This is a genomic window from Candidatus Binataceae bacterium, from assembly GCA_035294265.1.
In the GTDB taxonomy this organism is placed as follows: Bacteria; Desulfobacterota; Binatia; order Binatales; family Binataceae; genus DATGLK01.
This window is the reverse complement of the sequence record DATGLK010000091.1, coordinates 22,120-48,733: the sequence shown is the minus strand read 5'-3', so window position 1 is coordinate 48,733 and position 26,614 is coordinate 22,120. Positions and strand designations below refer to the sequence as shown.

At 61.1% G+C, this 26,614-nt stretch carries 25 protein-coding genes and 1 pseudogene; 17 read left to right on the top strand and 9 right to left on the bottom strand.

What is annotated here, in order from left to right:
- From VKV28_14220 to VKV28_14210, 3 genes are all read left to right on the top strand, one after another.
- A partial coding sequence (locus VKV28_14220) for a secretin N-terminal domain-containing protein (GenBank protein HLH77954.1) occupies positions 1-1,424 on the top strand: 1,424 nt, incomplete at its 5' end.
- Between the two features lie 110 nt (positions 1,425-1,534).
- Positions 1,535-2,455 carry a lysophospholipid acyltransferase family protein gene (locus VKV28_14215; protein HLH77953.1) on the top strand — a complete coding sequence of 307 codons (921 nt, stop codon included), beginning with the start codon at positions 1,535-1,537 and terminating at the stop codon, positions 2,453-2,455.
- Between the two features lie 98 nt (positions 2,456-2,553).
- Positions 2,554-2,892 (top strand): gamma-butyrobetaine hydroxylase-like domain-containing protein, encoded by a 339-nt coding sequence (locus tag VKV28_14210; protein HLH77952.1) that lies wholly within the window; start codon positions 2,554-2,556, stop codon positions 2,890-2,892.
- A gap of 2 nt (positions 2,893-2,894) precedes the next feature.
- Here the strand turns inward: VKV28_14210 and VKV28_14205 are convergent, their stop codons facing one another.
- Positions 2,895-3,053 carry a hypothetical protein gene (locus VKV28_14205; GenBank protein HLH77951.1) on the bottom strand — a complete coding sequence of 53 codons (159 nt, stop codon included), beginning with the start codon at positions 3,051-3,053 and terminating at the stop codon, positions 2,895-2,897.
- A 475-nt stretch (positions 3,054-3,528) separates the two neighbouring features.
- Between VKV28_14205 and prfB the strand changes: the two are divergent.
- The 8 genes and pseudogenes from prfB (at position 3,529) to VKV28_14165 (ending at position 12,286) form a co-directional block, all read left to right on the top strand.
- Positions 3,529-4,581 (top strand): annotated as a pseudogene (gene prfB / locus VKV28_14200) (peptide chain release factor 2).
- A 19-nt stretch (positions 4,582-4,600) separates the two neighbouring features.
- The gene (locus VKV28_14195; protein ID HLH77950.1) at positions 4,601-5,077 is read left to right on the top strand and encodes a Mut7-C RNAse domain-containing protein; all 477 of its coding nucleotides are present in this window, start codon (positions 4,601-4,603) and stop codon (positions 5,075-5,077) included.
- A gap of 46 nt (positions 5,078-5,123) precedes the next feature.
- Positions 5,124-5,612 (top strand): tetratricopeptide repeat protein, encoded by a 489-nt coding sequence (locus VKV28_14190; protein HLH77949.1) that lies wholly within the window; start codon positions 5,124-5,126, stop codon positions 5,610-5,612.
- A gap of 137 nt (positions 5,613-5,749) precedes the next feature.
- Complete coding sequence (gene leuS / locus VKV28_14185) at positions 5,750-8,182, top strand: leucine--tRNA ligase (protein ID HLH77948.1); 2,433 nt, start codon at positions 5,750-5,752, stop codon at positions 8,180-8,182.
- A 55-nt stretch (positions 8,183-8,237) separates the two neighbouring features.
- Positions 8,238-8,981, top strand: a complete 744-nt coding sequence (locus tag VKV28_14180) for a methylated-DNA--[protein]-cysteine S-methyltransferase (protein ID HLH77947.1) — start codon at positions 8,238-8,240, stop codon at positions 8,979-8,981.
- A gap of 507 nt (positions 8,982-9,488) precedes the next feature.
- Complete coding sequence (locus VKV28_14175; GenBank protein HLH77946.1) at positions 9,489-9,869, top strand: response regulator; 381 nt, start codon at positions 9,489-9,491, stop codon at positions 9,867-9,869.
- Positions 9,870-9,976: 107 nt separating this feature from the next.
- Complete coding sequence (locus VKV28_14170; protein ID HLH77945.1) at positions 9,977-10,945, top strand: hypothetical protein; 969 nt, start codon at positions 9,977-9,979, stop codon at positions 10,943-10,945.
- Positions 10,946-11,242: 297 nt separating this feature from the next.
- The gene (locus tag VKV28_14165) at positions 11,243-12,286 is read left to right on the top strand and encodes a hypothetical protein (protein HLH77944.1); all 1,044 of its coding nucleotides are present in this window, start codon (positions 11,243-11,245) and stop codon (positions 12,284-12,286) included.
- A 360-nt stretch (positions 12,287-12,646) separates the two neighbouring features.
- On the opposite strand, the gene VKV28_14160 is transcribed toward VKV28_14165, so the two are convergent.
- Positions 12,647-12,982 carry an RNA-binding protein gene (locus VKV28_14160; protein HLH77943.1) on the bottom strand — a complete coding sequence of 112 codons (336 nt, stop codon included), beginning with the start codon at positions 12,980-12,982 and terminating at the stop codon, positions 12,647-12,649.
- Positions 12,983-13,235: 253 nt separating this feature from the next.
- Here VKV28_14160 and VKV28_14155 point away from each other — a divergent pair, with 253 nt between their 5' ends.
- The 3 genes from VKV28_14155 to VKV28_14145 all read left to right on the top strand — a co-directional run bounded on the left by VKV28_14155 (position 13,236) and on the right by VKV28_14145 (position 15,642).
- Positions 13,236-13,517: a hypothetical protein gene (locus tag VKV28_14155; GenBank protein HLH77942.1), complete on the top strand. Its 282-nt coding sequence runs from the start codon at positions 13,236-13,238 to the stop codon at positions 13,515-13,517.
- Positions 13,518-13,861: 344 nt separating this feature from the next.
- Positions 13,862-14,770, top strand: coding sequence for a fatty acid desaturase (locus VKV28_14150; GenBank protein ID HLH77941.1), 909 nt, complete (start codon positions 13,862-13,864; stop codon positions 14,768-14,770).
- A gap of 53 nt (positions 14,771-14,823) precedes the next feature.
- The gene (locus tag VKV28_14145) at positions 14,824-15,642 is read left to right on the top strand and encodes an acyl-ACP desaturase (GenBank protein ID HLH77940.1); all 819 of its coding nucleotides are present in this window, start codon (positions 14,824-14,826) and stop codon (positions 15,640-15,642) included.
- Here the strand turns inward: VKV28_14145 and VKV28_14140 are convergent.
- The 5 genes from VKV28_14140 to VKV28_14120 form a co-directional block, all read right to left on the bottom strand.
- Complete coding sequence (locus VKV28_14140; protein HLH77939.1) at positions 15,639-15,986, bottom strand: hypothetical protein; 348 nt, start codon at positions 15,984-15,986, stop codon at positions 15,639-15,641. The genes VKV28_14145 and VKV28_14140 overlap by 4 nt on opposite strands.
- A 1-nt stretch (position 15,987) precedes the next feature.
- Complete coding sequence (thiO, locus tag VKV28_14135) at positions 15,988-17,103, bottom strand: glycine oxidase ThiO (protein HLH77938.1); 1,116 nt, start codon at positions 17,101-17,103, stop codon at positions 15,988-15,990.
- Positions 17,104-17,203: 100 nt separating this feature from the next.
- Entirely contained in the window at positions 17,204-18,784 is a 1,581-nt protein-coding gene (locus VKV28_14130; GenBank protein ID HLH77937.1) for a 2Fe-2S iron-sulfur cluster-binding protein, read from the bottom strand.
- 36 nt (positions 18,785-18,820) lie between these two features.
- The gene (gene nuoF, locus VKV28_14125; protein ID HLH77936.1) at positions 18,821-20,122 is read right to left on the bottom strand and encodes an NADH-quinone oxidoreductase subunit NuoF; all 1,302 of its coding nucleotides are present in this window, start codon (positions 20,120-20,122) and stop codon (positions 18,821-18,823) included.
- A gap of 28 nt (positions 20,123-20,150) precedes the next feature.
- Positions 20,151-20,681, bottom strand: coding sequence for an NADH-quinone oxidoreductase subunit B (locus VKV28_14120; GenBank protein ID HLH77935.1), 531 nt, complete (start codon positions 20,679-20,681; stop codon positions 20,151-20,153).
- 171 nt (positions 20,682-20,852) lie between these two features.
- On the opposite strand from VKV28_14120, the gene VKV28_14115 reads away from it, so the two are divergent.
- Both VKV28_14115 and VKV28_14110 read left to right on the top strand, forming a co-directional pair.
- Complete coding sequence (locus VKV28_14115; protein HLH77934.1) at positions 20,853-21,263, top strand: hypothetical protein; 411 nt, start codon at positions 20,853-20,855, stop codon at positions 21,261-21,263.
- Positions 21,264-21,309: 46 nt separating this feature from the next.
- The gene (locus VKV28_14110) at positions 21,310-23,664 is read left to right on the top strand and encodes a transglycosylase domain-containing protein (protein ID HLH77933.1); all 2,355 of its coding nucleotides are present in this window, start codon (positions 21,310-21,312) and stop codon (positions 23,662-23,664) included.
- A 263-nt stretch (positions 23,665-23,927) separates the two neighbouring features.
- Here VKV28_14110 and VKV28_14105 read toward each other — a convergent pair whose 3' ends face one another.
- Positions 23,928-24,764, bottom strand: coding sequence for an SDR family oxidoreductase (locus tag VKV28_14105; GenBank protein HLH77932.1), 837 nt, complete (start codon positions 24,762-24,764; stop codon positions 23,928-23,930).
- Between the two features lie 63 nt (positions 24,765-24,827).
- Positions 24,828-25,622 (bottom strand): dienelactone hydrolase family protein, encoded by a 795-nt coding sequence (locus VKV28_14100; protein HLH77931.1) that lies wholly within the window; start codon positions 25,620-25,622, stop codon positions 24,828-24,830.
- Between the two features lie 192 nt (positions 25,623-25,814).
- On the opposite strand from VKV28_14100, the gene VKV28_14095 reads away from it, so the two are divergent.
- Entirely contained in the window at positions 25,815-26,582 is a 768-nt protein-coding gene (locus tag VKV28_14095; protein HLH77930.1) for an SDR family oxidoreductase, read from the top strand.
- The last annotated feature ends 32 nt before the right edge of the window (positions 26,583-26,614 follow it).

Below are 26,614 nucleotides of genomic sequence, written 5' to 3'. Positions count from 1 at the left end.
GGGGCAATCGCAGCAGCAGCGCCAATACCCCCGCTGCCGCTTCCACCAATGGTGGCCCAGGCACCGAATTCGAGTTGCCGGTCCACGTCACTGCCGACCCTGCGACCAATTCGCTGGTAATAAGCGCGATGCCGCAGGATTACGCCACTTTGCGTCAAATCATCTACGAATTGGATATTCCCCGCCGCCAGGTCTTCGTGCAGGCGGTGGTGGCTGAAGTCAGCAGCAATCGTGAGCGCCAATTGGGCATCAGCTTCCAGGGCGGCGCTGGCATCGGCAGCGCCCTGGGCGTGGCCAATTTTAATTTCGGCAACTTGGCCACCAGCCTGACCAATCCCTTGGGCCTGACCGGACTCAACTTCGGCTTGGCCTCTGGCAGCATGTGCACCATCTCTACCGCCTTGGCTGCCGCCAGCAGCGGGCTAGGCGGGCTAGGCGGCCTGGGTGGTCTTGGCGGTCTGTCAGGATTCAATGGCCTTAGCGGCATTCCCACCTCGATCAGCGTGCCTTGCGACGTAGCCCTGATCACGGCTATCGAGAACGACACTCATTCCAACATCCTGTCGGCCCCCACCTTACTCACCACCGATAACGAAGAGGCCACCATCGTGGTCGGTGAAAACCTGCCCTTCCTCTCCGGGGCCAGCGCGACTTCAGCCTTGTCTGGACAGATCTTCAATTCGGTCAACCGCCAGAACGTGGGCATCACCCTGGATATCGTTCCCCAGATAACCGAGGGCGGTTACATCAAGATGGATGTTTACGAGGAGGTCTCCGCGGTCATTGCAAGCACGCTTAACTCCTCCACCAATCCACTGGGCCCAACCACAACCATCCGCTCCGCCTCGACGACCGTGTTAGTGCAGAACCATCGCACCACGGTCGTGGGCGGGTTGCTATCTGACGAGGTCGACCTGACCAAATCAGGCGTCCCGTATCTCTCCGATATTCCAGTCCTGGGCAACCTATTCACCAGCACCGACCGCACCGGACAGAAGACCAATCTGCTGCTATTTCTGACGCCTCACGTGATTCGCGATCGGGAGGATTTGCGCGAACTCTCGCTGGATGAGCGCCAGAAATACCTGCAATCGCTGGGACGGCGCGAACTGCACGACATGCCGATGGATCAGGTCCAGGAACTCTACAAGCCTAGCTTTGGCTTGACTGTACCGCCCAGCGCCGAATTGGGTGCCCCCACAGGCTCAGGCGCGGCGGGCCCGGCAGCCGGCGCACCTCCACCCTATTCTCCCACGCCACTCAACACCGAGGAGATCAATCCGCCGCCACCTGGCGCCAGCAATGCTTCCCCCTCTTCGCCAATGGCGGCGGCGGCGGCGGCGCCGCTGGCGGCCAGCGCCGGCGAAAATCGCAAGGCAGGCGGGATGCTCGATGCGGTCAGCGGCATGTTTGGAACACGGTGACCTTACGCCGCCGACCGGGGTGTGATTTTGCGTATTGTCCCCGGTTACTTTGACACCTGCCCAGCGCGCTTCCAATCCGTTGCTGTGGGCCGGGGTGGGCAGGCGGTTTAATGGCACGACAAACTAGCGGAGTTGCGGCGCGTGCCGAATTTATTTTGTTTTCCGCCGCTCGCGCCACCCTCCAACGCCTGCCCTTGGCGCGCGCGGTTTGGCTGGGAACCAAGATAGGCACACTGGCCGCGGCCGCCGACCGGTTTAATCGCCCGATCGCGATGCGCAATCTGGCCATCGCTTTTCCCGACTACGACCGTGCGCGCCATCGGGAAATCTTGGCCGCGATGTATCGCAATTGGGGCCGGATGGCGGCCGAATGGTGCCATCTGCCCAAGCTGGGTCCGGACCAGCTCAAGTATTTAGTCAGTTACGACGGAGTGGAGAACTGGCGCGCGGGCGAGGCGCTCTCGGCCGGCCGAGGCGGACTCCTGGTGACCGCGCATTTCGGCAATTGGGAACTGATGGCGCATGCGCACGCCCTCAATGGCCACCCGATAGCGATCGTTTATCGGCCGCTGCGAAATCGCCTGATAGACCGATTGGTATCCGAACAACGGGCACGCGTCGGCAACCAGATCATCGCGCGCAAGGGAGCTGGTCGCGACGTCGTACTGCGCTTGCAACGCAACCAACATGTGGTCATCCCGATCGATCTGGATGTCCGGCGCGGGGTGTTCGTTAATTTCTTCGGCTGCCTCGCCAGCACCACCGACGCCCCAGCGCGCCTGGCCTTGGTCAGTGGTGCTCCGGTGGCACCGGTGTTCATCGTGCGCGAGGACCAATCGCTGCGCCATCGGATCGTGATTCGACCGGTAATCGAGGTCTTACCAGGGCCGGATCGGCTTCAAACCATCCGCGACTATACCCAGCGCTTCAGCGCCGAGGTGGAAGCTATGATCCGCCGCTATCCGGACCATTGGAACTGGATCCATCGACGCTGGAAGACACGCCCCGCCGGGGAGAAGCGCTTTTATTGACTTCAGTGGCCGCGATCCTGCCGTGCTTCGCGCCCATGTCGGCTCAGACCAGCAAGCCTGCTTGAGGCGAGCGAGAGCGAGGTTTAAGCTTAGATTCGATGGCAACGACGGCACGGCAAATGGTGCTCAAAATCACCGCGCTGCACGAAGTAGGGAATTACGCTGCGGGAATTAAATGGAGCGACGGCCACGACAGTATCTATCCGTGGAACAACTTGCGCCGCCATTGCCCCTGCCGTGAATGCAGCGCCAAAGGCAAGCATGACCCCCCCGGTGCCAATGGCGGGCGTTTGCGTCAACTGATACGCCTGGGTGACGCCAGCCTCTTCCTGGGGTGGGCTGATGGCCACGAGACCATCTACACCCTGCCCGAATTGCGTGCTCTGTGCGGATGCGCGCTATGTAAGGGCGAACCCGAAAAGCCGATCACCGGCTGACTTTATCTCACCAGGCGGCAGAGCGCCTTACGGCGCAACGCCTCCAGCTCCTGCGCCAGTTGCGAATTCAAGAGCAAGCGGTCGGCTGGTCTGCTCAGCACCGACCACAGCGCCAGCGCCACCGTTCCCATCGCCATCATCCCCACCAGAGTTCGTGCCATTGGAAACCTGTCCTTTCATAACGGCCCCACCGGCGGATCAGAAATCAGCCCTGATTACAAGCAACTAGTTATTTACCAGCGCGGAAAGATCTCAAGCCACGGGTTTGCTGTACGGTTTTGGAACAGAGTGGGCTTCGGTCAGGCGGCCGGCGAGCAGCGCTTTGGCCTAGTCCGATTCTCCTCCTTCATTGATAACTGCACGGAGGAGGAAAAATGTTTTGAAAAAAGAATCAGATCGAACTTTTGGTCCTAAACAGCTTGAATATTTAGCAAGATGAGCCCTTTGACCTCAACCTACCTTTTTTGGCTAAGGAGGGCCCCCTGGGAGGGCGAGTTAATTCAGGTCCGCGTTTGTGGCAGAATCATTTCAGTAGAGAGTGTGAGGGATTTATTGTGACTTTGAACGAAATCGAACAAGTCTTGACCGACCTCGAAGAGCGCGCCGGTAAACTCTGGAGGCGGCTTTGACCCCGCTCAACTAACTGCCCGTCAGGCCACCCTGGCGGCCCAGGCCAGCCAGCCAGAGTTTTGGAACCAACCCGAAACGGCGCAAAGCAACCTTCGCGAACAAGACCAGATTCGGGCCCAGCTTGCCGAGGTAGAGAAGCTGCGCCATCTGATTGAAGAAGCCCGGCTGTTTCTCACCATGGCCGAAGAAGAGGGGCTCGAGGACAGCGAGGCCGCACGCGAAGCCGAGCGCGCGGTAGCGGCGGTGCGCGAGAGTCTGGAGGGGCAAGAGTTAAAGGTGATGCTGAGCGGGGAATTCGACCGCCTAAGCGCTATTGTTTCAATCCATCCTGGCGCTGGCGGCGAAGAAGCCCAGGACTGGGCCTCCATCCTGTTGCGTCTATATCTGCGCTGGGCCGCACGCCATGGCTTCCATACCGAGATCGTGGATTTTTTGCCTGGCAACGAGGGCGCCGGGCTGAAGAACGTCACCTTCACGGTCGATGGCGAGTACGCCTATGGCTACCTCAAAGCCGAGGCAGGGATTCACCGACTGGTGCGGATTTCGCCATTCGACGGCAACGCCCGCCGACATACCTCCTTCGCTTCGGTCTTCGTCTATCCCGAGATCGACGACAAGGTCGAGGTGGTGATCAACCCAGCCGACCTGCGCATCGACACCTTTCGGGCCAGCGGGGCCGGCGGCCAACACGTCAATAAGACCGATTCGGCGGTGCGTTTTACCCATCTTCCTACCGGGATCGTGGTGACCTGTCAAAACGAACGCTCGCAGCATAAGAATCGCAACATGGCGATGAAAATATTGCGCGCCCGCCTGTTCGAACTCGAACTGCGCAAAAAGCGTGAGCAGCTGGATCAATTTTCCAAGGAGAAGAAGGATATTACCTGGGGCAGCCAAATCCGCTCTTATGTCCTGCAACCCTACCGGATGGTCAAGGACCATCGTACTGGAGTGGAGATCGGCAACACCGATGCCGTGCTCGACGGCGAGATCGACTCCTTCATCCAGGCGTACCTGATGGGCGTGCGCAAGGAAGGCGCCGAGGCGGCGCCGGAGTGAGCGCGGAGGTGACGCCCAAATGAATGAAACGCCGCGATTTGCCGCCGATCGGATGGTTGGCCGCTTGGCGCGATGGCTGCGGCTGCTGGGCGCCGACGTCTCCTACCATCGCACCCGCTCAGGCCCTGCTGCCTTACGCCTGGCGCGCGCCGAGCAGCGCCCGCTTCTGACCCGGGACAAGCGGCTGCGCACCGCCCCCGATGTGCTCTACCTTCAGGCAAACGCGCTGCGCGACCAACTGTTCGAGGTCCTGCGCCGTTATCCTTTCGACCCGTACGCCGGCGCGCTGAGTCGATGCTCTCAGTGCAACCAGCCGCTGGAGGATTTGCCGCCAACCGCCGCTCAGGAACTGGTCCCTCCCTATGTCTTCAAAACCCAATCCCATTTCGCCCAATGTCCGCAATGCGGCAAGATCTATTGGCCGGCAACTCACGTGACACGGATGGCCAACGAGATAGCCACGCTGCAGCGACGACTGGATACGGCGGGCACGTAGCCAACGAAAGATACAACAAACGATATAAGAGAAATAGTAAGACATCATGGTAGGCGGACGGGATCGTTACCAAACCGCGCTTGCGTTGGTTAACCAGGGGCTGCGCGCCCAACAGCAGGGCGCGCTGGAGCAGGCAGTTGAACTTTATCGTCGCTCGTTGGCGCTAGCGCCGACCGCCGAGGCCCACACTTACCTGGGTTGGGCATTGAGCTATCAGGGAGAGCTGGAGGAAGCGATCGCACAATGCCGGCAAGCGATCGCGCTGGATCCCACCTTCGGCAACCCTTACAACGACATCGGGGTGTACCTGATGCAGCAGGGGCGCAGCGAAGAGGCGATCCCATGGCTGGAACAGGCCAAGCACGCTCCTCGTTACGAGCCGCGCCATTACCCCTATATCAACCTGGCACGGATTTATGCTGCCAGTGGACAGCTTGTGCGCGCGGTCAGGGAACTGGAGGGCGCACTCGCCCTGGTCCCCCAAAACGGCGAGCTGCAGGAGCAGCTCGAAGAGCTTCGCCGTCGGCTCAACTAGGAAGCCTCATGGCGCGCGCTTGCCTCGCCTGGCGCAAAAGCAGCCCCATCACCATCAGGTTTAAGTTTGGTCCAAACGCAACCGCACGCTAGACTTGGCTGAATTCCCGCTGGGGGAGCGGACGGGCCACAAAACTCATGGACGAACGCTACGAGCCGCATCGAATCGAAGCCAAATGGCAGGAGCACTGGGAGCGCGAGCAACTCTACCTAACGCCTGCCGACCGCACCCGGCCCAAGTTCTATCTATTGGAAATGTTTCCCTATCCCTCCGGCGAGGGCTTGTCCGTGGGTCATCTGCATAACTACGTGCCCAGCGACGTAATTGGGCGCAAACGGCGGATGAGCGGCTTCAATGTGCTCCATTCGATGGGCTGGGACGCCTTCGGGCTGCCCGCCGAAAACGACGCCCTGCTCAAGCATCTCCATCCCAAGCAGACGGTTCCCCGCTACGCCGCCAACTTCAAGCGTCAGTTAAAGTTGACGGGATGCGCCTACGATTGGACACGCGAGATTAATTCCTCTTCGCCTGATTACTACAAGTGGACTCAGTGGTTTTTTCTTTTGCTTTACCGCCGCGGCCTGGCCTACCGCGCGGTGGGTGCCCAATGGTGGTGCGAGAAATGCTTGTCCATTCTGGCCAACGAGCAGGTAATCGATGGCTGCTGCTGGCGCCATCCTGAAACCCCAGTCACCAAGAAAGAGCTCGAGCAGTGGTACTTCAAGATCACTGCCTACGCCGACCGCCTGCTGGCCGATCTGGAAGGGCTCGATTGGCCCGAGCGGATCAAGATCATGCAACGCAACTGGATCGGTCGTTCGGAGGGGGCGGAAATCGCCTTCCCCGTGGTCGGCCATTCCGCCGAGGTGCGCTTCTTCACGACCCGGCCCGATACTGTCTTTGGAGTCTCCTTCATGGTCTTGGCCCCCGAGCATCCGCTGGTCGCGCGCATCACCAGCACGTCGCAGCGCGCCGCGGTGCAAAGCTATCAGGCCCAGGCCCAGCGCCAGAGTGATATCGAGCGGCTGTCCACGGTCAAGGAAAAGACCGGAGTATTCGTGGGCGCCTATGCGCACAATCCGTTTAGCGGACAGAACATTCCCATTTGGATCGCCGACTACGTCCTGATGGGCTACGGAACCGGCGCGATCATGGCGGCGCCAGGCGAGGATCAGCGCGATTTCGAGTTCGCACAAAAATTCGGCCTGCAGATTCCGCGGGTGACCGCTCCCGCCGACGGTAGTCCGCCCCCAGCCGATCGCGCCTTCACGGAATACGGGATCACGGTCAATTCCGGTTTCCTCACCGGCAAAACCACCGCCGAAGCTCGGGCTGCGGTGTGCGCTTACGTCGAAGAACACAACCTGGGCCGGCGTACGATCAGCTACCGAATGCGTGACTGGCTGATCTCCCGCCAGCGCTATTGGGGATGCCCCATCCCGATGGTTTATTGTGTGAAGTGCGAGCTGGTGCCAGTGCCCGAGGATCAACTCCCGGTATTGTTGCCCGATCTGCAGGATTATCAGCCTGCGGGTACGGGGCGCTCGCCGCTGGCCAATGTGCCCTCGTTCGTCAATACCACCTGTCCCAGTTGTGGCGGTCCCGCCCAACGCGAGACCGACACTATGGACGGTTTTGCCTGCTCCTCATGGTATTTTCTGCGCTTCGCTTCGCCTCATGACAAATCGGCTCCTTTCGAGCGCGCGGCGGCCGATTACTGGCTGCCGGTCGATCTCTATATCGGTGGCGCCGAGCATGCGGTGATGCATCTGCTGTACGCCCGGATGTGGACCAAAGTGATGTACGACGCCGGCCTTATCAGCTTCACCGAGCCTTTTCCGGTGCTGCGCAACCAGGGCATGATTTGGGCCGCCGACGGCCACAAGATGTCGAAAAGCCGGGGCAACGTGGTCACCCCAGACGCGATGGTGGAAAAGTATGGCGCCGACGCGCTACGGCTGTGGGAGCTGTTCATGGGGCCCTTCGAGGAGCCGACCAACTGGAATGAAGAGGGGGTGGTTGGGACCGCTCGCTTTCTGACCCGGGTCTGGAACTTGGTGCGCCGCTACGTTCTGGCCGGTTGTCCGCAGGGCGCTCCCGCCCTGGCAACTCAGCGCAAGATCCATCAAACCATCGCCACGCTTACAGATCACCTGGAGCGGCTACGTTTCAATACCGCGCTGGCTGCCCTGATGGACGAGCTTAATCATTTGGCCCGCCTGGCCCCCGAGGAAATCGGCCGCTTCGGGATCGAAAGCTACATCCTGATGTTGGCCCCGATGGCGCCCCACGTCTGCGAAGAATTCTGGCAAGCCCTGGGCCACTCCGAATCGGTTCATCGGCAGCCTTGGCCCCGCTTCGATCCAGCTTTGGCGCGCGAGGCGGTGGTCACGGTGGTGGTGCAGGTCAACGGCAAGGTACGCGAGAAACTGCAAGTGGCGGCCGATAGCGACGAAGCGCAGGTGCGCGAGTTGGCTTTAAGCAGCGCGGCGGTCGTCCGCCAGCTTGAAGGCAAGCCACCGCGCAAGCTGATCTATGTGCCCAACAAGCTCATCAATATCGTCGTCTAGTCGTGTCACCCTTATGGCACTGCGCTACAGCCCAACGCTCAGGACGGTAAGTTAAATGGCGCAAGCGCTGGCCTGGAATGAATCCAAGATTAAGTCCTCGGCGCCCCCCTATCACAGGGTGCCGGCGGAGCTGGGCGAGCTGCGCACGGCGGTGGGACCGATGTTGGCCGTAGTCGGTGAACAGGGGTTGGCAATGCTCCAGTACCTGTACCATCGCAGTTTCGACCCGGCGCTGGCGCGCGCACGCGCGCGCTTGGCCGAGTATTTCGACTTGCAACCCGCCAGCGCCCATATCGCAAGGCTGCAAGCCGTCCTGAGCGCTTACTTCGATGGTAGCGGCGAGCTTCAGTTCCCAATCGATTGGCGCCTGATAGCGGGCAAATTCAACCGCCGGGCGCTGGCGATTATTCAAGGACTGCCCGTGGGTACCGCGTTGACCTATCGCGATCTCGCGGCGCAAGCCGGGTCGCCCGCGGCCCCTCGCGCGGCCGGCAACGCGATGCATACCAATCCGATTGCCATCTTCCTGCCCTGCCATCGCGTAATCGGCAGCAACGGCAGCTTGACCGGCTATGCGGGAGGCCTTGAAATCAAGCGCGCTCTTTTGCGCCACGAAGGTTTCACCCTCTCTGCCAACGACCGGCTGCTCGGCGCAGTGTGGGGCGATCCGGAGCGGGGCCTTTACTGCGAGCCTTCCTGCGCTCGGCGCACGCCGGCCCAATGGCTTATTTTCTGCGGCGCACCAGCCGCCCGAAAGGCGGGGCTGAGCCCCTGCCCCAACTGTCATCCGTTAATTTGAATAAGCGGCTTGCATCCCATGAGCTTTTGCGGGCGCCCGGCGCCGAGGCGTGTCTAGCGGTAGGCGCGCTGGCACCGGCCTCCAAACCCCCGCTCGCAGCTTTCTTCAGCTATCTGCGCATGCACAAGGGTGGCGGGGCCCCGAGGGCGGCTTTACCAAGCCTGAACTAAGCTATTGAAGCCAAGTGGTGCCGGGCTGCGCGAGCGTGGCGCCGACTTTTACAGTCAATTTCGACAACGGCTGGCGCGGTTTCGCGGTTGCCGGCGGCTGCGGATGCTGCTGCAAAGCAACGCCCGACGATCTAACTCGACAGCGCGATCGACCGACGCGGTCTAAACTCGATCTTGTTGCTTGCCATACCGCAGCTGTCCCCTTAGCCTAGTCGCATAAGCGCGTGACAACCTCAGCGCGACATCCCAAGACCGGTTGGGAAAAAGAAAATTAGTTCCATAACCACCAGCCCCCTGGTCGGGGAACGCAGCAGGTCTTTGATCGTGGAGGTGATCGATGGCCCTGAGGGGCAAAAAGCTGGTCGTGGCCGACGACGACCCCGACGGTCGGGAAACGTTGAAGATTTTGCTCGAACTGTTCGGCTACCAAGTTCGTACCGCCCGCGACGGACCGACCGCGGTGCAGGAAATTTCCTGCTTTCAACCCGCCGCCGCGATCATCGACGTCTCGATGCCGGGCTTCAATGGCTACAAGGTCGCTCAGCAGGTACGGGCGCAGAGTTGGGGCCGTGAAATCAAGCTGATCGCGCTCACCGGCTACGGCTGCGAGGACGACCGCCAGAGCGCCTCTCGAGCCGGATTCGACGTTTATCTAACCAAGCCGCTGCGCGCAGACGAGTTGAAGCGATTTCTCAAGCATCATCTGGGCGGCGAATAGCTTTCCGCAGAGCAGCCCGCCGGGGGCGCGAACTCGCGGTAGCGCAACGCGGGCGGCGGCGCTAAAGTAACCGGCGCGACGATAGGCTCGCATAGAAGGAGACGCCGATGGCAGATCTCGAACTTGAATTTCCCATGATGCGTTACGACATCACGATGCCGCTGCTGGAAGGGCGCGTGAAGATCGAGGGGGTCAAGCTCAAGCCGGTACCCGCCGCCCATGTAATGGTGTTCAACGACGACCCGGTCCTGCGCGAAGGCAACTTTGGGTTGGTCGACCTCAACGTCGGCTACCTGCTCCCGGCCATCGATGCTGGCTGGGAGATCACCGCCCTGCCGGTCTTCTCCAAGCGCAAGCCCTGCTATCAGTACGTGTTCGTGCGCTCTGACGTGGTCAAATCACCCAAAGATTTGGAAGGCAAGCGCATCGGCACGCGCTCCTACCCCACTGGCCTTACGACTTGGAACCAGGGCTTGCTCGAAGAGCGTTACGGGGTGGATCATCGCAAGCTGCACTGGCGGGCAGCGATGCCCAAGTTCTTCCCAATCCATGACAACAAGACCGACATCTCTTTCGATCTCGATCCCAAGAAGAGCATGTCCCAGGTCCTCTTCGACGGCGACGTCGATGCCATTATCAGCGACATCTCTGACACCAAGATGCTGGGTGAACTGCTCAGCCATCCCAAGGTCAAGCGGTTGTGGCCCAACTACATGGAGGAAGACGAGAAGCTCTATCGCGAGACCGGCTTGTTCACTCCGGTGCACATCATGGTTCTGAGCCGCAAACTCCATCGTGCCCATCCCGACCTGGCCCGCAAACTCTACAACGCCTTCGAGCAAGCCAAGGAGTTGGCCTTTACCGATATCCTCAATGAACGGGGCGGCTTCTCGGTGGTCTATTTGCGCGAGCGCTTCGAGGAACAGCGCGAGCGGTGGGGCGATCCTTGGAAGTACGGCTTCAAGGCCAACCGGGGGACGATCGACACCTACGCCAAGTACTGCCTGCAACAAGGCTTGATCAGTGCTCCAATTCCCAACGACAAGGTGTTCGCCGAAGGCACCTTGGACACTTGATTTCGGACCGGACGGGGTGCGGGAGGGCTCGTGCCCCGTCCGCCACTGCTGGCTTCGCGGCCCTGGCAATTTCGCTTCGAATTTGCACGCGCGACGCGTTACGGAATTGCGGTGAAGGCAAATAGCCTGCCTAATAGGCTCGGCGCAGTCATCCGACTCATCGGGCAAATTGTCCTGGATGCTCCGCTTAAGCTTGAGCAGCTTTGATTGCGCCTCATTTGCCTGTATGCTGCGCGCTACCGACGTGTTTGCAGATAGGCGTGGCTAACGGCGCCCAAACCGGCTCGCGGGTGACTGGTGTTAAAACTCAGACCGATCTCCATCGCTTTGATAGCGTTGGGGTTTGCGATAATCCAAGGGCGAGCTTTCGCTCAATCCTCTGCCGTTGACCTGCGGCGCCCTCCCGACTGGTCCGATGGCCGGCCTATTACGGTGGAAGTCGCGATGCACGTGATGAATATCACGAGCATCAATGAGGTAGCCGGAACTTTCAAGCTAATCGCCTACTTGTTTGCGCAATGGCAGGACGAGCGGCTGGCCTTTAAACCGCGCTACCAGGGAGAAAAGGTTCGCCTATTGGCTCAAGGTTCGGTCTGGCAGCCGCGCTTCGAGTTCGTCAACTCCGTTCAGCCTCACCAGATTTATGACAGCGTGTTGCAGGTCACGCCCACCGGACTTGTGACCTACATCGAACGCGACAGCGCGGCCCTGAGCACGGAATTCCGACTGCGTCGTTTTCCTTTCGATCATCAGACGCTCTCGCTGTTCGTGCACCCCTTCATCGACCAGGCACCCATTGTGGTCTTTCACGACGACGACCCTCAGACCTCGATTACCGCCGAGCAGAAGCTGTATTCAGCGCTACCCGAATGGAATATCGAAAGCATCCAGGCTCACACCAGGATGGTCCCTTTGAAGGGAGCTCAGATAGCGGAAGTACGTTTCGATATCACGGTCGCGCGCCGCTATGGTTTCTATGTGTGGAAGGTGTTTCTGCCCTTGCTGCTAATGGTGCTGCTATCGTGGACGGTCTTCTGGGTCGACCATCGCGATCTCGCGGTCCAGGTGCAGATTTCGGTAACGACCATCCTGACCGTGATCGCGTTTGCTTTCGCGATCACGCTCAGCTTACCCAAGGTCCCTTATTTGACCGTAATCGACGGCTTCTTCCTGACCTGCTATGTGTTCGTCTTTTTTACTGCGGTCGAGCTAACCTGTGTGCACGTCGCCAACCGCCACCAGGACGCGGGCGGGCTGCGCATCCGCCGTATCAGCAGGATACTGCTCCCGCTGGGCTATCTGGGCTGCAACGGGTTGATCTTCTGGTGGTTCTTAAGCTGACTGCGGCTGCCGGGTCGGGACACGGGCCGCCGAACACACCTGTACCACAAACAACGAGGCATGGCACCCGTCACTAGTAGTGACGGGAGACTAGTCTGGGAGGATTTGATCCGGCTGGGGCCCTGGAACCATGCCTTCTAGGTCGGCATCGAGGCCGCCGGCCTCGCGCCTGGCCTGGCGCTGGACAGCCCGCTGAACCCGGCGCTGTTCCTTGTCCGTTTGCTTTTGCTTGCGAAGCTGTTCGCGACGCCGTTTCTCCATAAAATCCTCGTCGTGTGATTGCTATTACTGATGCCTGAGCGGGTGCACTGACGCCCCGCTCAGGCTAAAAAGGCGGGCACAGGCCCGCCTTTTTTATCTCTACCAGCGGTTGCGGCCGCGGCCGGCGCCGCCGCCTCCACCGCCGCCCCCGCCGCTACGGCCGCGATCCCCGCCGCCAAAGCCAGCCTCGCGCGGTTTGGCTTCATTCACCTTGATGTTCCGTCCTTTGAGTTCAGTGTCATTGAACCGCTGGATCGCCGTGGCTGCGTCACCGGCGCTGGCCATTTCGACAAAACCGAAGCCTTTGGACTGACCTGAAAACTTGTCCGTGATTACAGTGGCGCTTTGCACCTCTCCCACTTGCGAAAACAGCGCTTCCAAGTCGCTGCCCGTGACCGAGTAGGCCAGATTGCCGACGTACAGTTTGCTGGGCATGATTGCCCTCCGAGAGTTTTGGCCGGGTAGCTCCGAACAGACCAACCTGGGCTAATTCCCAGGTCTTTATGAAAGGAACGATCCAAGCGTTGACGTCGCTAGCTTATATCATTCGTTTAACCAAAGATACGGTTTTTCTACAAATCCGACCGCTGGATCCCTGTCGCCCACTTGCGGAGCGACCTGCCGTCCCCTATCCGGCACATAGGTGGTTTGCGTCAAATAGTGATAATATCGTGGGTGAGGTCACCAAGTGCCCAAAGTTTATGTAGGCAATCTTGCCAGTTCGGTCACTAGCCGCGATCTCTCTGATCACTTTGCGCGTGCGGGCCAGGTGGTGGCAGCGCTGGCAGTGACCGACCGCAACACCGGCTTGTGTCGCGGCTTCGGTTTTGTCGAGATGGCCGCACCTGCCGACGTGATGGTAGCGTTCACTCTCCTCAACCACAGCGAACTCAACGGTCAGCAGATAACCTTGGATCCCGAACCGGCGCACAAAAACGGCAAAGGACGGCCGCGGCCCACCATTTCGTGAAGTTCTGCCGCTTTGGTTCTTGCCCGGAACACTGGCGCACGATGTCCGCCGATCGCCCCCTCCCCTTGCGCACGCCAGCCGGCCACCATAAGCTAGGCGCCAACTTAACGCAGCGGGTGAGACGCCTGACTTCTCCGGGCTAGACTGGCTAGGTTTATCGAGCCAACCAGCGTGCCATCACCAGCTAAGCTGCGCGTAGTAGGGGTTGCTTTTGTGCTCACAGTCCTCCACGTCGCGCCGGCCTCGTGAAATTTTCGCGGTTGGCTCGGCTTTGGGCCGCGTGCTTTTGTCCCACCATCGTGGCAACGTTCTGGCAATTGATGGGTCACCAGGTAGGGTGAAAGATGAGCCGTTTCGCGACCGCCCCCGCCGCTGAAAACTCGCCCCCGCTCCGACACCCGCGGCCAGGGTGGGAATGGCCCTGGTGGCGCACCACGCGCCACGACGTCGCGGTACTACCCTGGTTCATCTTGATCCACCTCACTGCCGTAGCCGGGTTGATAATGTTCCCGCTCCCGGGCTGGCGCATCCTCTTGGGTACCCTGGCGCTGGCTTGGATCGGGGGAATCGGCACCACGGTGTGCTATCACCGCTGCTTGGCCCATCGCGCCTTGCGCATCCACCCCGTGGCAAGCGTGGCGCTGACCTTCTTCGCCGTTTTCAACGGCTCCGGGCCGCCCTTGACCTGGGTCGCCAGCCATCGGACCCATCATGCCTACTCCGACACCGAGCGGGATGTCTCCAGCCCAAGCTGGCGCGGTTTCTGGTGGGCTCATCTGCGTTGGTTGTGGCAGAGCGCTCCCCCTTCGGTTACCCGCTTTTGCCCCGAACTCGACCGCCCCTTCTATCGTGTTTGGCAAACGCTCCAGCCCCTGATCCTCGCCCTTTCTTACTTTGGCGGTTTATATTTTGGGCTCTGCGCTTTTTTTTGGCTAGGTGCGATTCGGCTGGTTTTTACTCTGCATGCCCAATGTTTCGTCAATAGCATTTGCCACAGCCAGCCGGGCGTTGCCCGCGGCGAAGACCGCAGCCGCAATGTGCCCTGGCTGACTTTCGTTCACCTCTTTCAGGGCGAAAACTGGCATCGCAATCACCACCAACGTCCAGCCTCGGCCCGGATCGGACGAACTTGGCGCCAACCCGACAGCGGCTATGTGGTGATCTGTCTGCTGGAAAAAATCGGCTTCGTCAGCGAGGTGCGCCATGCGCGTAGTAGCGAGGTCGGAGCTAATGCCCGCCGGGCAACTGCGTAATTCCGGCTCGAGCCGCGCCAGCCACCGAGGAAATGCGCCAAAGGTAGTTATCCATGCCGGTATATAGAGACGAGGTTTACCGTATCTACCTCGATTTTCTGGAGGTGGCCGAAAAGAAACGACGCTGGAGCGTGTTCGACGACATTCCTTGGAATCAACTGGATCAGGCCCGAATTCCCGCCGAAATCGGGAATCGATTGGAGATCTTCTGCGCCGAGGAAATGTATGTTCCCGATTACAGCTCCAACGGTCTGGAACTGTGCCGCTCGATGTTCGGGATGGCTTGGTTCCAAGCTACCTGGGCCTGCGAGGAGTCCAAGCATGCGCTGGCGCTACGTGAGTATCTGACTCGCTCGAGGCTGCGCTCGGAGGCTGAATTCAGCGCGTTGGAGGACAAAGTATTTGCCGGCCATTGGCAATTGCCCTTTTCACGGGCCCGCCAGATGGCCTGTTACGGTGCGTTGCAGGAAGCCGCCACGTTCCTGGCCTATAAGACCCAGCGCGAACTGGCTCGACAGTCGTGCGACCCCGTGCTGGAAGCAATCTTCTTCAACCTGGGCCGCGATGAGGCTGCCCACGCCGGCTTTTACCGCGCCGTTCTAGACTTGGAGCTGGCGCTGGACCGCCCCGGCACGGTGAGCGATCTGGCCTACGTGCTCGCCAACTTCAAGATGCCCGGCGATGGTCTGATCGAAGATTATCGCGAACGCTTGACCAGCACCGGCGCCGGAATCAGTCCACGCCTGTTTCTGCAGCATGTACTGTGGCCGTTGCTGGCTGGAGCGCGCATCGGCCGCGATGAGATCAAGACCGCGCTAAAGCAACAGGCGATCGAACCGGCCGCGCCCGTTCGCGTGCTTGCCGCGCTTTAGCCGCCGTTAAGCAGAGCAGGGAGCTTGGCCACAAACTCCTGGCGCGAGAGCACGCGGTTGAAGCCGGCCTCGCGCGCGGCCTTGAACACGCTCACCTCGACATGCGAGGCGAAGCCTATCACCTGCGCCTGAGGCGCGGCGGTGCTGATTACTGCCATCGTCTCTCGCGCATCAAACAACTTGTCCGACAGATCTACGATTATCAATGCCGGTGACAGCTGCGCGCACCGCTCGGCTAGGCGCGCCAACTCCGCGACATAGCCGATCTCGACCCCGCAAGCCTCGGCCGCGCCGTCGATTTTAGAGCGAAAGATCAGATCGCGCACCAGGCCTAAAGCTTTCATTTCAACCTCGTTTGGCAAAACGAGCAGGAGAAAATGGCGCGATATCGAAGCGTGGGCGAGAGCCGCACAGCAATGCCGCAATAATCTGGCCGGTGATCGCTGAAAGCAGCACTCCGCTGCGAAAATGGCCGGCCGCGTAGTATAAGCCCGGAAGATTGGGAGAAGGCCCCAGCACCGGCAGCAAATCTTCCGCGGCCGGACGCAGCCCGGCCCACGCCTGATTAAAGCGTAGATCGGCCATCTCGGGCAGGAGATCGCGCACTCCTCGCGCGATCCGCGCCATCCCCTCCACTGTTACGTACTTGCTGAAACCCGCGCGTTCTCGCGTCGAGCCGGCGAGCAGCCGACCATCACGCCGAGGCACGACGTAGCCACGCAGCGAAAACAGTCCCACCGGCAGGGTCGTAGGCAAGGCTTCGAAGCAGAGGATCTGGCCGCGAATCGGAAACAGATTGACCCGGTCGACTTCGGCGCCCTTGACTTGGCTGGCCCAGGCCCCGGCGGCGTTGACCACCGCGTCGGCTTCGATCTCGCTGCCATCGATGAGCACGACGCCGCGTACCTGACCGGCCTGGATCAGTAGCCTGTCCACCGCGCTCTCTTCGCGCAAACGGGCTCCGGCGCGCAGGGCGGCCATCAGATAAGCCTGGGTCAGCTTGCGGTTTTCCGCGCGATAATCGTGGCGGAAGTACAGCGCCGCGCAGGTGGCAAGAGAAAGCTGGGGAACGATCGCGCGCGCCGCCGGTGCGCTGAGCTCTTCCACCATCAACCCCGCCTGCCGTTGCCAGATGGCGCGCCGGGATAGCTCAGCCCGCTCCTCCTCGTTGAGCGCTACATACAACACTCCGCTGGTGGGCTCGTACTCCGGATCGATCCCGCTGTCAGCGATAAGTTGCTCCAGAATCTCCTCGAACGCCCGCTTGGCTTCCACGCAGAAATGCAGGAATGGACCCGGCCCCTCGGCTTCTGCCTGCGGCGCCAGCAACCCCGCCGCCGCCCAGGAGGCCTCCTGGCCGGCGCGAGCGCGCTCCAATATCGTCGCTTGCAGACCGGCACGCGCCAGCGCCCATGCGATCGAGCCGCCGATGATGCCACCCCCGATGATTACGACCCTCATCAATACCGCCTTCGCTCAGAAGCTCAAGTCGCACCGGGATATCGAAGAAACGCTCAACCTGGACTCCCAGGGGCGCTTACCCATCATGCAGCCGAAGAGGTTACGCGCCAGCCAGCTGACGCCCGTGCTCGCCCAAGCTATCCAGGCTGAGACCGGCGAAAGCCGGCTCGGCCGCGGCCATCTCGGCAAAAAGATCGGCCGCGGTATGCGCGCGCTGTTGGCCGTCCAGCGTCTGCCCTAACGCGCTCACGTACTCGTAGGCGGGGCGCGCGCCGCCGGGAGGATCGATAGCCTGATGAAGGCGCTGCACCACGCCCTGAAAATTGGTGAAGCTGCCCTCCAGCTCGGCAAAGGTTGCGATGGGCCAAACCTGGTTGGCCATCTGTGCGGTCGGGCTGAGGTCGGTGTCGAGCACCAGCATATAGTCCAGCCCGCCGAAATCGCGCAAAAAGGTGGTTTCGCCTAGCGCGCCCACCAGGTCCGCGCGCAATACCACCAGCGCCTTAAGCTGACCGGAAGCGGCCGCGGTGGTCAGCGAGCCCAACTCCTTGAAGTCCAACGCCGCCAACCCGCGGGAGTTGGGGTTCTTGTTGGCTCGGAGTAACAGCTCGTCATCGCCGCTGGCCCCGGCGGGACTGACACTGAGCGCCGCGAACTGCTGCGAGCCAATTACGTCGCGCATGAAGCGCTTGAGCGCGAAGGCTTCTTCGTTGGTAGATTGGGCACCGACCACCAATCCAATCGCCCCGGCGCCGTGAGCCTCGCCTACCTGGCGCAAGGCGTGTGCCGCGCGCTCAATGGCGCCGGTAAAGTCTTCGGCCACCAGCCTCTCGCCCGCCTGATATAACGGGCGGCTCAAACGGCTTTCGGTTTGCAGACGCTCGAAACTGACCCGCCCTTCGTCACACATCCAATAGCCGTTGACCAAGGGATTGTGACGCGGCTTGAAGCGATAGATTTTGCCGTTGCGATGGTAGATATCGATTGCGCAACCGCGTTCGCAGCCGGCGCACACCGAAGCCGTGCGGTGCAGATACCAGACTCGCGCCTGAAAGCGGAAATGCTTCTCGGTGAGCGCACCCACCGGACAAATATCCACAATGTTGCCGGCGTACTTGTTGTCCAGCGGGCGGCCTGGGTAAATATCGATCCGATTGTGATCGCCGCGCTCAAAAAAGGCCAGCTCGCTGGTGTGGGTCACCTCGTCCAGAAACCGAGTGCAGCGCGCGCACAGCACGCAACGCTCCTGGTCAAGCATGACGCCCGCGCCGATATCGATTGCCTTACCCTTGTGCACCTTCTTGCCCAGCGGAAAGCGCGATTCCGCCCGATCGAAATCCATATAGTAGTCTTGCAGCTTGCACTCGCCCGCCTGATCGCAGACCGGACAATCGATCGGGTGGTTGATGAGCAAAAACTCCAACACCGCCTGCTGCGCGGTCTTGACCCGCGTGTTGGCAGTATTGACTACCATTCCTTCGGCCACCGTGGTGTTGCAGGCAATCTGTAGCTTGGGTGCCTTCTCCACCTCGACCAGGCACATCCGGCAGTTACCCACCACAGTGAGCGCGGGATGGTAGCAATAGTGGGGAATCTCCACTCCGGCCAGCTCGGCCGCCGTGATCAAATTGATTCCGGCAGGAACTTCCAGTTGCTTACCGTCGATGGTTATCTTGGGCATCGCTTGCTCGATAGGGCTTGCTGAGATCGCGCTCGCTCAGGAAGCGGCCGCCAACGGCCGGCTAACGTGACGCGGACCAAAGGGACAGCCGCGCAGCTTAACGTGCGCGAGGAATTCGTCCTTGAATTTGGGTACGAAGCTTTTGACCGGCATCGACAAGCTGTCGGCCAGCACGCAAATAGTGTTGCCTTCCATGTTGTTGGCAATACTGATGAGCTTGTCGAGGTCCGCCTCATTGCCGCGCCCGGCTTCCAGATCAGTGAGAAGTTTTTCGATCCAGCCCGTGCCCTCGCGACAGGGAGTGCATTGGCCGCAGGATTCGTGATGGTAGAAATGGGCCACGATACGCAGTGCTTCCACCATGCAGGTGCCGTCGTGCATTACCATGACTCCGGCAGTGCCCATCAAAGACCCGGCTGCGCGCACTGAATCGAAGTCCATGTTGACCTTGAGCGCTTCTTCGGCGGTAAAGACGGGAAAGGAAGAGCCACCCGGAATCACCGCCTTGAGTTGTCGGCCATCGAGAATCCCGCCGCCCACGTCGTAGATCAAATCCTTGAGCGGATAGCCCATCGGCAGTTCATACAGGCCAGGCTTGTTGACGTGGCCCGAGAGGCAGAACAACTTGGGACCCGGGCTTTTCTCCGGCCCGATCGAGCGATACCAATCGGCACCGCGCAGGATAATCCAAGGCACGTTGGTCAGCGTCTCGACGTTGTTGACCACGGTGGGACAGCCAAAGGCGCCGGCGATGGCTGGGAAAGGTGGGCGATTGCGTGGGTAGGCGCGCTTGCCCTCCAGCGATTCCAACAGCCCGGTCTCCTCCCCGCAAATGTAGGCCCCGGCCCCGCGATGGGTATAGATATCGACGGCAAAACCAGAACCCATCACACTCTTGCCCAGGTAACCCTTGGCGTAAGCCTCCGCGATAGCCTCGTCCAGCCGCTGCTTTTGCAACGTGAACTCGCCCCGCAGATAGACAAAACACGTATGCGCCCCAACCGCTTTACACGTGATGAGGATCCCCTCGATTATCGCGTGAGGATCGTTCTCGAGCTGGTAGCGATTGGCGAACGTGCCGGGCTCGCTCTCGTCGGCGTTGCAGCAGACGTACACCGGCTTTTTGCTGTCCTTGGGAATGAAGCTCCACTTCACTCCAGTGGGAAAGGCCGCACCGCCGCGGCCGCGCAGGTTAGAGGCCTTGACCTCATTGATGATCTGCTCGGGGGTCAGCTCATGAAACGCCTTGCGAGCAGCTTGGTAGCCCTCGTGCGCCTCGTACACCGACAGCCTGCGCAGGTCAGGGATGTCCAGCCAGCGGGTAAGGTATCGTTCCATGGATTCGAACCGAAAGTGGGCGCCGCACTCAGGCCGCCTCAGCGCGCCGCGTGATCAGTTTTTGCTTCTCGCCCTGGATTTTGCGCTGTAATGCCATCAGAGCGTCCAGCACCGCCTCGGGACGGGGCGGGCACCCCGGCACATAGACGTCCACCGGCACGATCCGATCGATTCCGGGCAGGGTAGCGTAATTATCATAAAAGCCGCCGGTAGAGGCACAGGCTCCAAAGGCCATCACCCACTTGGGCTCGGCCATTTGATCGTACACTCGCTTCAGAATGGGGGCCTGGCGCACAGACACCGTCCCAATGACCATCAATAGATCGGACTGGCGCGGGGTAAAGCGCGGCAATAGCGCACCAAAGCGATCGATGTCGTAAGGCGTCATCGACAGCGCCATGTACTCCATCGCGCAACAGGCGGTGGCGAAAGGATAGGGGAAGAGGGAAAACTTGCGCGCCCATCCCACCGCCTTGTCCAAGCGGGTCAAGACCGCCGTATCGCCCAGAATCAGTTCGTCGCCCTTCGAGAGTGCGGAGCTTTGATTTACTTGTGCCATGTCTTCGGCCTTGAATAGCTTGATTGCTCGGTTTGAAACTAGCAAGCCGCCGGCAAGTGGGTCAATTAGCCCCGCGCTGGGAAGCGGACGCCGTTTTTTGCCAAAGGTGATATAATTTTTTCCACGCCCGCTAATTGACATGCTGCGCTTTGCCATCGTAAAGGGGCGGTAATGGCCGCCGCGGCGAGCGGCGACGCCTCGGACGACGAACTGGGGCGCGAATCCGAGGCTCGTATAGAAGCTCGCCCGGATCGCTTGCGCGCGGAGCTGAAGGGACAAATCTATCGCCTCCAAATTCGAATGATGGTGTTGATAGGCGCCGGTTTTGCCGCCACCATCGCTATTCTGGGCGCGATTTCGCCTGCCAAACTGATCTACCAAGGAATCCGTCGTTCACAAATTCGTCGTTCACAGTGGATGCGGCCGGCGTCCTGGACTAAAAAGCGAGCCGTGGCGGCCCGACAATTGTTTTGCGCATCGGCCATCGCCGGCGTAGCCTTATGGCACGTGGTTTCGCCGGGCGGCCCTAGAGCGGACCCGCGGCGAGGGGCGTGCGATGGCGGTGCGGAGGAAAACAGCTAGGCGCCGATGGCGCCTGCGGCCTTGGCAATGGGCGCTGGCGACGGCAATGGCCGCCTGCTTCGGGCTGGGCTTCTATTTGGCCGGGCTCTACCAGCAGATCTCCTACCTGATTGAGCAACGCAAGGCGGCGTTAACCTCTAGCGTTTATTCGGCGCCCACCCCCCTGATGGTGGGTAGCGACGTGGAGCAGCTCAACCTGCTCGACCGCTTGGGACGGCTCAGCTACACCCCGGTTGCCGCGGTCACGCGCCCGGGCGAATACTCCCTCGACGCCTCCCACTTGGTCGTGTATCTGCGCGCCTTCCGCTGGGGCGTGGAGCAATTGCCCGCCGCACTGGTAGTAGTCACGCTGGATGAGCGCAACATCATCCAGAGCCTGCGCGATCCCAGCGGCGCCCCGATACGCGGCGCCTGGCTGGAGCCCGAGGTTATTGGGCGGCTGCAAAGCGACGCACCGGCGGAGCGGGTCGAAGTTCCTTTGAACGAGTTGCGGCCCTATGTGGTGCGCGGTCTGCTAGCAACCGAAGATCGCTTTTTCTATTACCATTTTGGCGTCGATCCGATTCGAATTGTCGAGGCGGCGCTAGCCGACCTGCGCTCTCATCGGCTGCAACAGGGCGCCAGCACGATCACCCAACAGCTAGCCCGCACCTTTCTGACCCGCCAGCGCACCTTCAGTCGCAAGCTCAACGAGCTGGCGATCGCGCTGGTGCTGGAGGCGCGGCTCAGCAAGAACGAAATTCTGGAGCGTTATATCAACGACGTACCGATGGGCGATTATCGCGGCGTGCCGGTGTACGGACTGCCGATGGCGGCGCGCTACCTGTTCAACCAGGACCTGCGCGAAGTCACCCCCGCCCAGGCCGCCACCTTGATCGGCATGATTCGGGCCCCCAGTCTCTACGATCCGCGCCGCCACCCCCAACTCTGCGTACGTCGGCGTGACACGGTGTTGGGGTTGATGCGGCGGGCGGGCGTAATCGATGAGGCCAGCTACCGCCAGGCACTGGCCACGCCACTAGTAGTACGCGGCGCCTTCACAGTTCGCCAAGCGCCTTACTTCGTTGATTACGTCGCCAGCCAAGTGGCGGCGATTCCCGGCTTCGATGGCAGCCTGCGAGGAGTTACGGTTTATACCACACTAGACCCCGAGCTGCAGCAAAGCGCACAAAACAGCCTGCTGGCCAACCTCTCGCGCATCGAGCGCACCCATCCGCGCTTGGCACGTGCCACTCGCGACCCCTTGCAATCCTCGATGGTGGTACTGGACGTGGCCAGCGGCGCGATCCGCGCCCTAATCGGCGGGCGCGACTACAGCCGTAGCCAATATGATCGGGCAGTGATGGCGCAACGTCAGCCCGGATCAGCCTTCAAACCGATCGTGTTTGTAACCGCGATGGATCCCTCTCGCTCGCCGTTGCCGCACCCGTTGACTCTGGCTTCCTTGCTGCCCGACCGCCCGATGTCCTTCGGCGGCTGGACTCCGGCCAATTACGAGCACACCTACAAAAACCAGGTGACGGTGGCCGAAACCCTGGCCGAATCGCTCAACGTTCCTACTGCGTATGTGGGCAGTCTGCTTGGTCCTCACCGGATTATCGAGACGGCGTATAGCTTGGGTATCAGCACTCCGCTGCCCAGTGCCCTGTCAATCTCGATTGGGGCCGGTGATGTCACTTTGCTGGATCTGGTCGGGGCCTACCAGGTCTTCGCCAACCAAGGCGTGGCACGACCGCCCTATGCAATCGAAGCGGTGGTTGATAACCACAACCACCTGATTTATCAGCATCAGCCCCAGGCCCGTCGCCTGTTCAGCCCAGCCGTGGCCTATCTGATTACTGGCGCGCTCAAGGGTGTGCTCAGCTTCGGCACCGGCGCGGCCGCGCAAAATCTGGGCTTGGAATGCCCGGCTGCGGGCAAGACCGGTACCACCGACGATTACCGCGATGCCTACTTTATCGGCTACACCCCGCGCCTGGTGGCCGGGGTTTGGGTGGGCCGCGACACCCCGCTCAGCATCGGTCTGACCGGCGCACAGGCGGCGCTGCCAGCGTGGGTAGATTTCATGCAGGAGGTGGCACCAGCAAATTGCCACGACTTTCCTATCCCGGCGGGTATCACGCTGGCCGCAATCGATCCCGACAGCGGCGGGCTGGCCACCCCAGCCTGTCCCCGGCGCGTGGTGGAACCATTCCTGCCGGGTACCGCACCTACCCACGCCTGCGGCTTGCATGGCGGCAACTCGATTCTGACCACGATGGCAGGGGCGATGGGCCTCTCGCCCTCCGCGGGCCGAACTGCTGCCGCCACCACTCCTGCCGCGGCTACGGCCGCAAACGCCAACTCAGGCGGTTTCTTCGGCCATGTCGCGGGCTTCTTCGGCGCGATCTTCCATCATTGATGTCTCGACCTGGTAGCTAACCGTTTTTAAGTTGAGGCTAATGTTTTTCCCTGCTGCTTCTCCCACCAACGGATACGGGAAATCCCTGCGACTGCTTCTCCCCGCTTGGCAGGTGCAAACACGGATCGTCGCTCCCTGGCTCAACGCCTGCTAAATCTCGGCTATGAGTAAAAGGGAGAAAAACCGCACTTCGCTTCTTTCACGCAGCGTGCTGTTCAAGGTGCCAGCCCATCTCACGTAAAGCGCGCGTTTCAGCATCGCGCTCAGGGATCGAAGGAAGGGCCGGCCCAGCGCCTGGTATTAAGCGCCGCACCCATCGCGCTGCCGGTCAGAGTCTTACCGCCAGTGGTCAGGCCGCCGTCCACAACCATCGCAGCCCCGGTAATCCAGGCTGACTCGTCGCTGGCCAAGAAGAGCGCCATCGCGGCGACGTCTTCGGGCTGGCCGGCACGTGCCAGCGGTTGAGCACGGGCGAGGAATTTGCCCACCAACTCTTCGCCGCCCGGGGCGCGGCCGAACAGCATCGGAGTTACGATTCCGCCGGGACAGATACAATTTACCCGAATATTATCTTTGCCCAACTCGCGCGCCGCGCATTTGGTGAGATGAATCACTCCGGCCTTGGCCACGCTGTAGGCAGTCGGACCGTCGGTGGCGCGCAAACCAGCCACCGAGGCGGTGGAAATTATCGCGCCGCCGCCCACCCGCCGCATCGGTTCGACCGCGTGCTTGATACCCAGAAAAGCGGCGCGCAGCAGGATCGCCATCGTGCGGTCCCAGTCGGCGGCGTCAAGCTCGTTCAACGGGCCGATCGCCCCTACCACCCCGGCGTTGTTGAAGTAGATGTCCAGCCGGCCAAACTCGCGCTCGGCGCGAGCGATCGCAGCTTGAATTTCGTCTTCTTGCGTTACGTCGGTGCGCTGGAAGAGCGCACGCCCGCCGCCTTGGCAACATCGCGCAGCCACTTCCTCGCCACCCACCGCATTCAGATCGGCCACCACTACCGCGGCCCCCTCGCCGGCAAAGCGTATGGCCGAGGCCTTGCCGATCCCACTGGCCGCGCCCGTGATTAGCGCAACTTTGCCCTCAAGCCTGGCCATCGCCAACCTCGTCGCGCCGCGGTCCAATTAATCGTTTCGACCGCGGCGCTTTTTTGAAAATTTTCAGGACAAATGCCGTTTAAGGAAGAACACCATCTTCGGCCACAAGGAGAAGGCTGCGGTTTCCCGATAATTGGGCCGATAATCGGCCAGAAAGGCGTGGCCAGCGTTGGCGAAGCTCTCCAAAGTTGCGATCGAAGCCTTGCCTGTTTGCTCCAGCTTGGCCTGCAACTGGGCCATGTGCTCGGGCGACGGATTTTGATCCTCGGCGCCGAATACCGCGTAAAGTGGGCAGTGCAAATTGGCGACCATGTCGATTATCGGCTTGGGTCGATTGGGCGTGGTCACGGCGTCGTTGTTGGCACGGGTGATGCCACCGCCCCAGCAATCCACCGCCGCATCGACCTTGTCGCTACTGCACGCGAACAACAGCGTGCAGCGCCCGCCCATGCAAAAGCCCACGCATCCTATCTTGCCGTTGATTCCCGGCTGCTTGCGCAGGTAGTCGGCCGCGTTCTCCAGGTCGCGCACCACCAGCGCATCGGGCATCGCCTGCATCAAACGCTGAATCTCGGGCATTTCCGCTTTACTCGGATCGCCTACCCGAGTGAACAGATTGGGCGCCATCGCGATAAAGCCCAAGTTGGCGAAACGCCGGGTCAGGTCCTTGATGTGATCGTTGACCGCCCAGGCCTCGTGAATCACGATCAGTCCGGGATAGCTGCCGGCCTCGCGCGGACGAGCCAGGTAGGAGCCGATACTCGCTCCTTCGCTGCTGTAGGATACTTCGGCGGTTTCGATCCGCGACAGATCGTGTACCTGACCGGGGACATACTTGGTCGCACCTGCTGCTGCCATCGCTTGTGAGCCTCCTTTTGATGCGGGCCGTCCAGCCCGTAACGCTTGGGTTGGGGCAGCGAGGCCTTCATGCCGCCCGCCGCTCCTAATCTAGAACACGCCGCGCGAAAGGCAACCGTCCGCTACTCCCAAATGGCTCGAAATGCTAACCACAGAGGCTGCATCTCAAGAAAAAAGGACCTTATCAGAGCGATGGATCTGCAGTTAAGCGGCAAGGTGGCGATCGTGACCGGCGGTAGCAAAGGCATCGGGCGGGCCGTGGCGATGGCGATGCTGCGCGAGGGCGCCGCCGTGCTGGTATGCGCGCGCGGTCAAGCGGCATTGGACGAAACCGCGGCCCTGGCCGCCCCCTTGGGTGGGCGGTTGCTCACCATGCAGGCCGATTTGACCCAGCAGGAAGCCGCTGGCGCTACCGCGGCGCGATGCCTGGAGGCTTTCGGCCGGATCGATATCCTGGTCAATAATGCCGGCAGCGCGCGCCGCGGCCCGTTTCTCCAACTCTCCGACCAGGCTTGGCTGGACGACTGGACGCTGAAGTTCTTCGGGTTCGTGCGGATGGCGCGCGCGGTCTATCCCCACATGAAAGAACGCGGCCAGGGCGTAATCGTCAACGTCATCGGCAACGGCGGGCTGATGCCCTCCGCCAATTACATGATCGGCGGCGCGATCAACGCCGCCCTCAACCATTTCACCAAGGCCCTAGCCGACGAGGGCGTCAGCCACGGCGTGCGGGTGGTCGGGGTCAATCCCGGCGCGGTGCTGACCGACCGCTTCGAGCATCGGATCGGACCCAACGACGACCGGGAGGAGATCTATCGCCAATGCACCCCGATGGGGCGCCCAGCAATGCCCGAGGAAGTCGCCGACCTGGTGCTGTTCCTGGCCTCCGAACGCGCCCGCTTTATCACTCGTTCGAATGTGACGATCGACGGCGGCCACAACAACGGCCTGATGGGCTAGCACCCCCGATATTACGCGAGCGGCTCAGGACA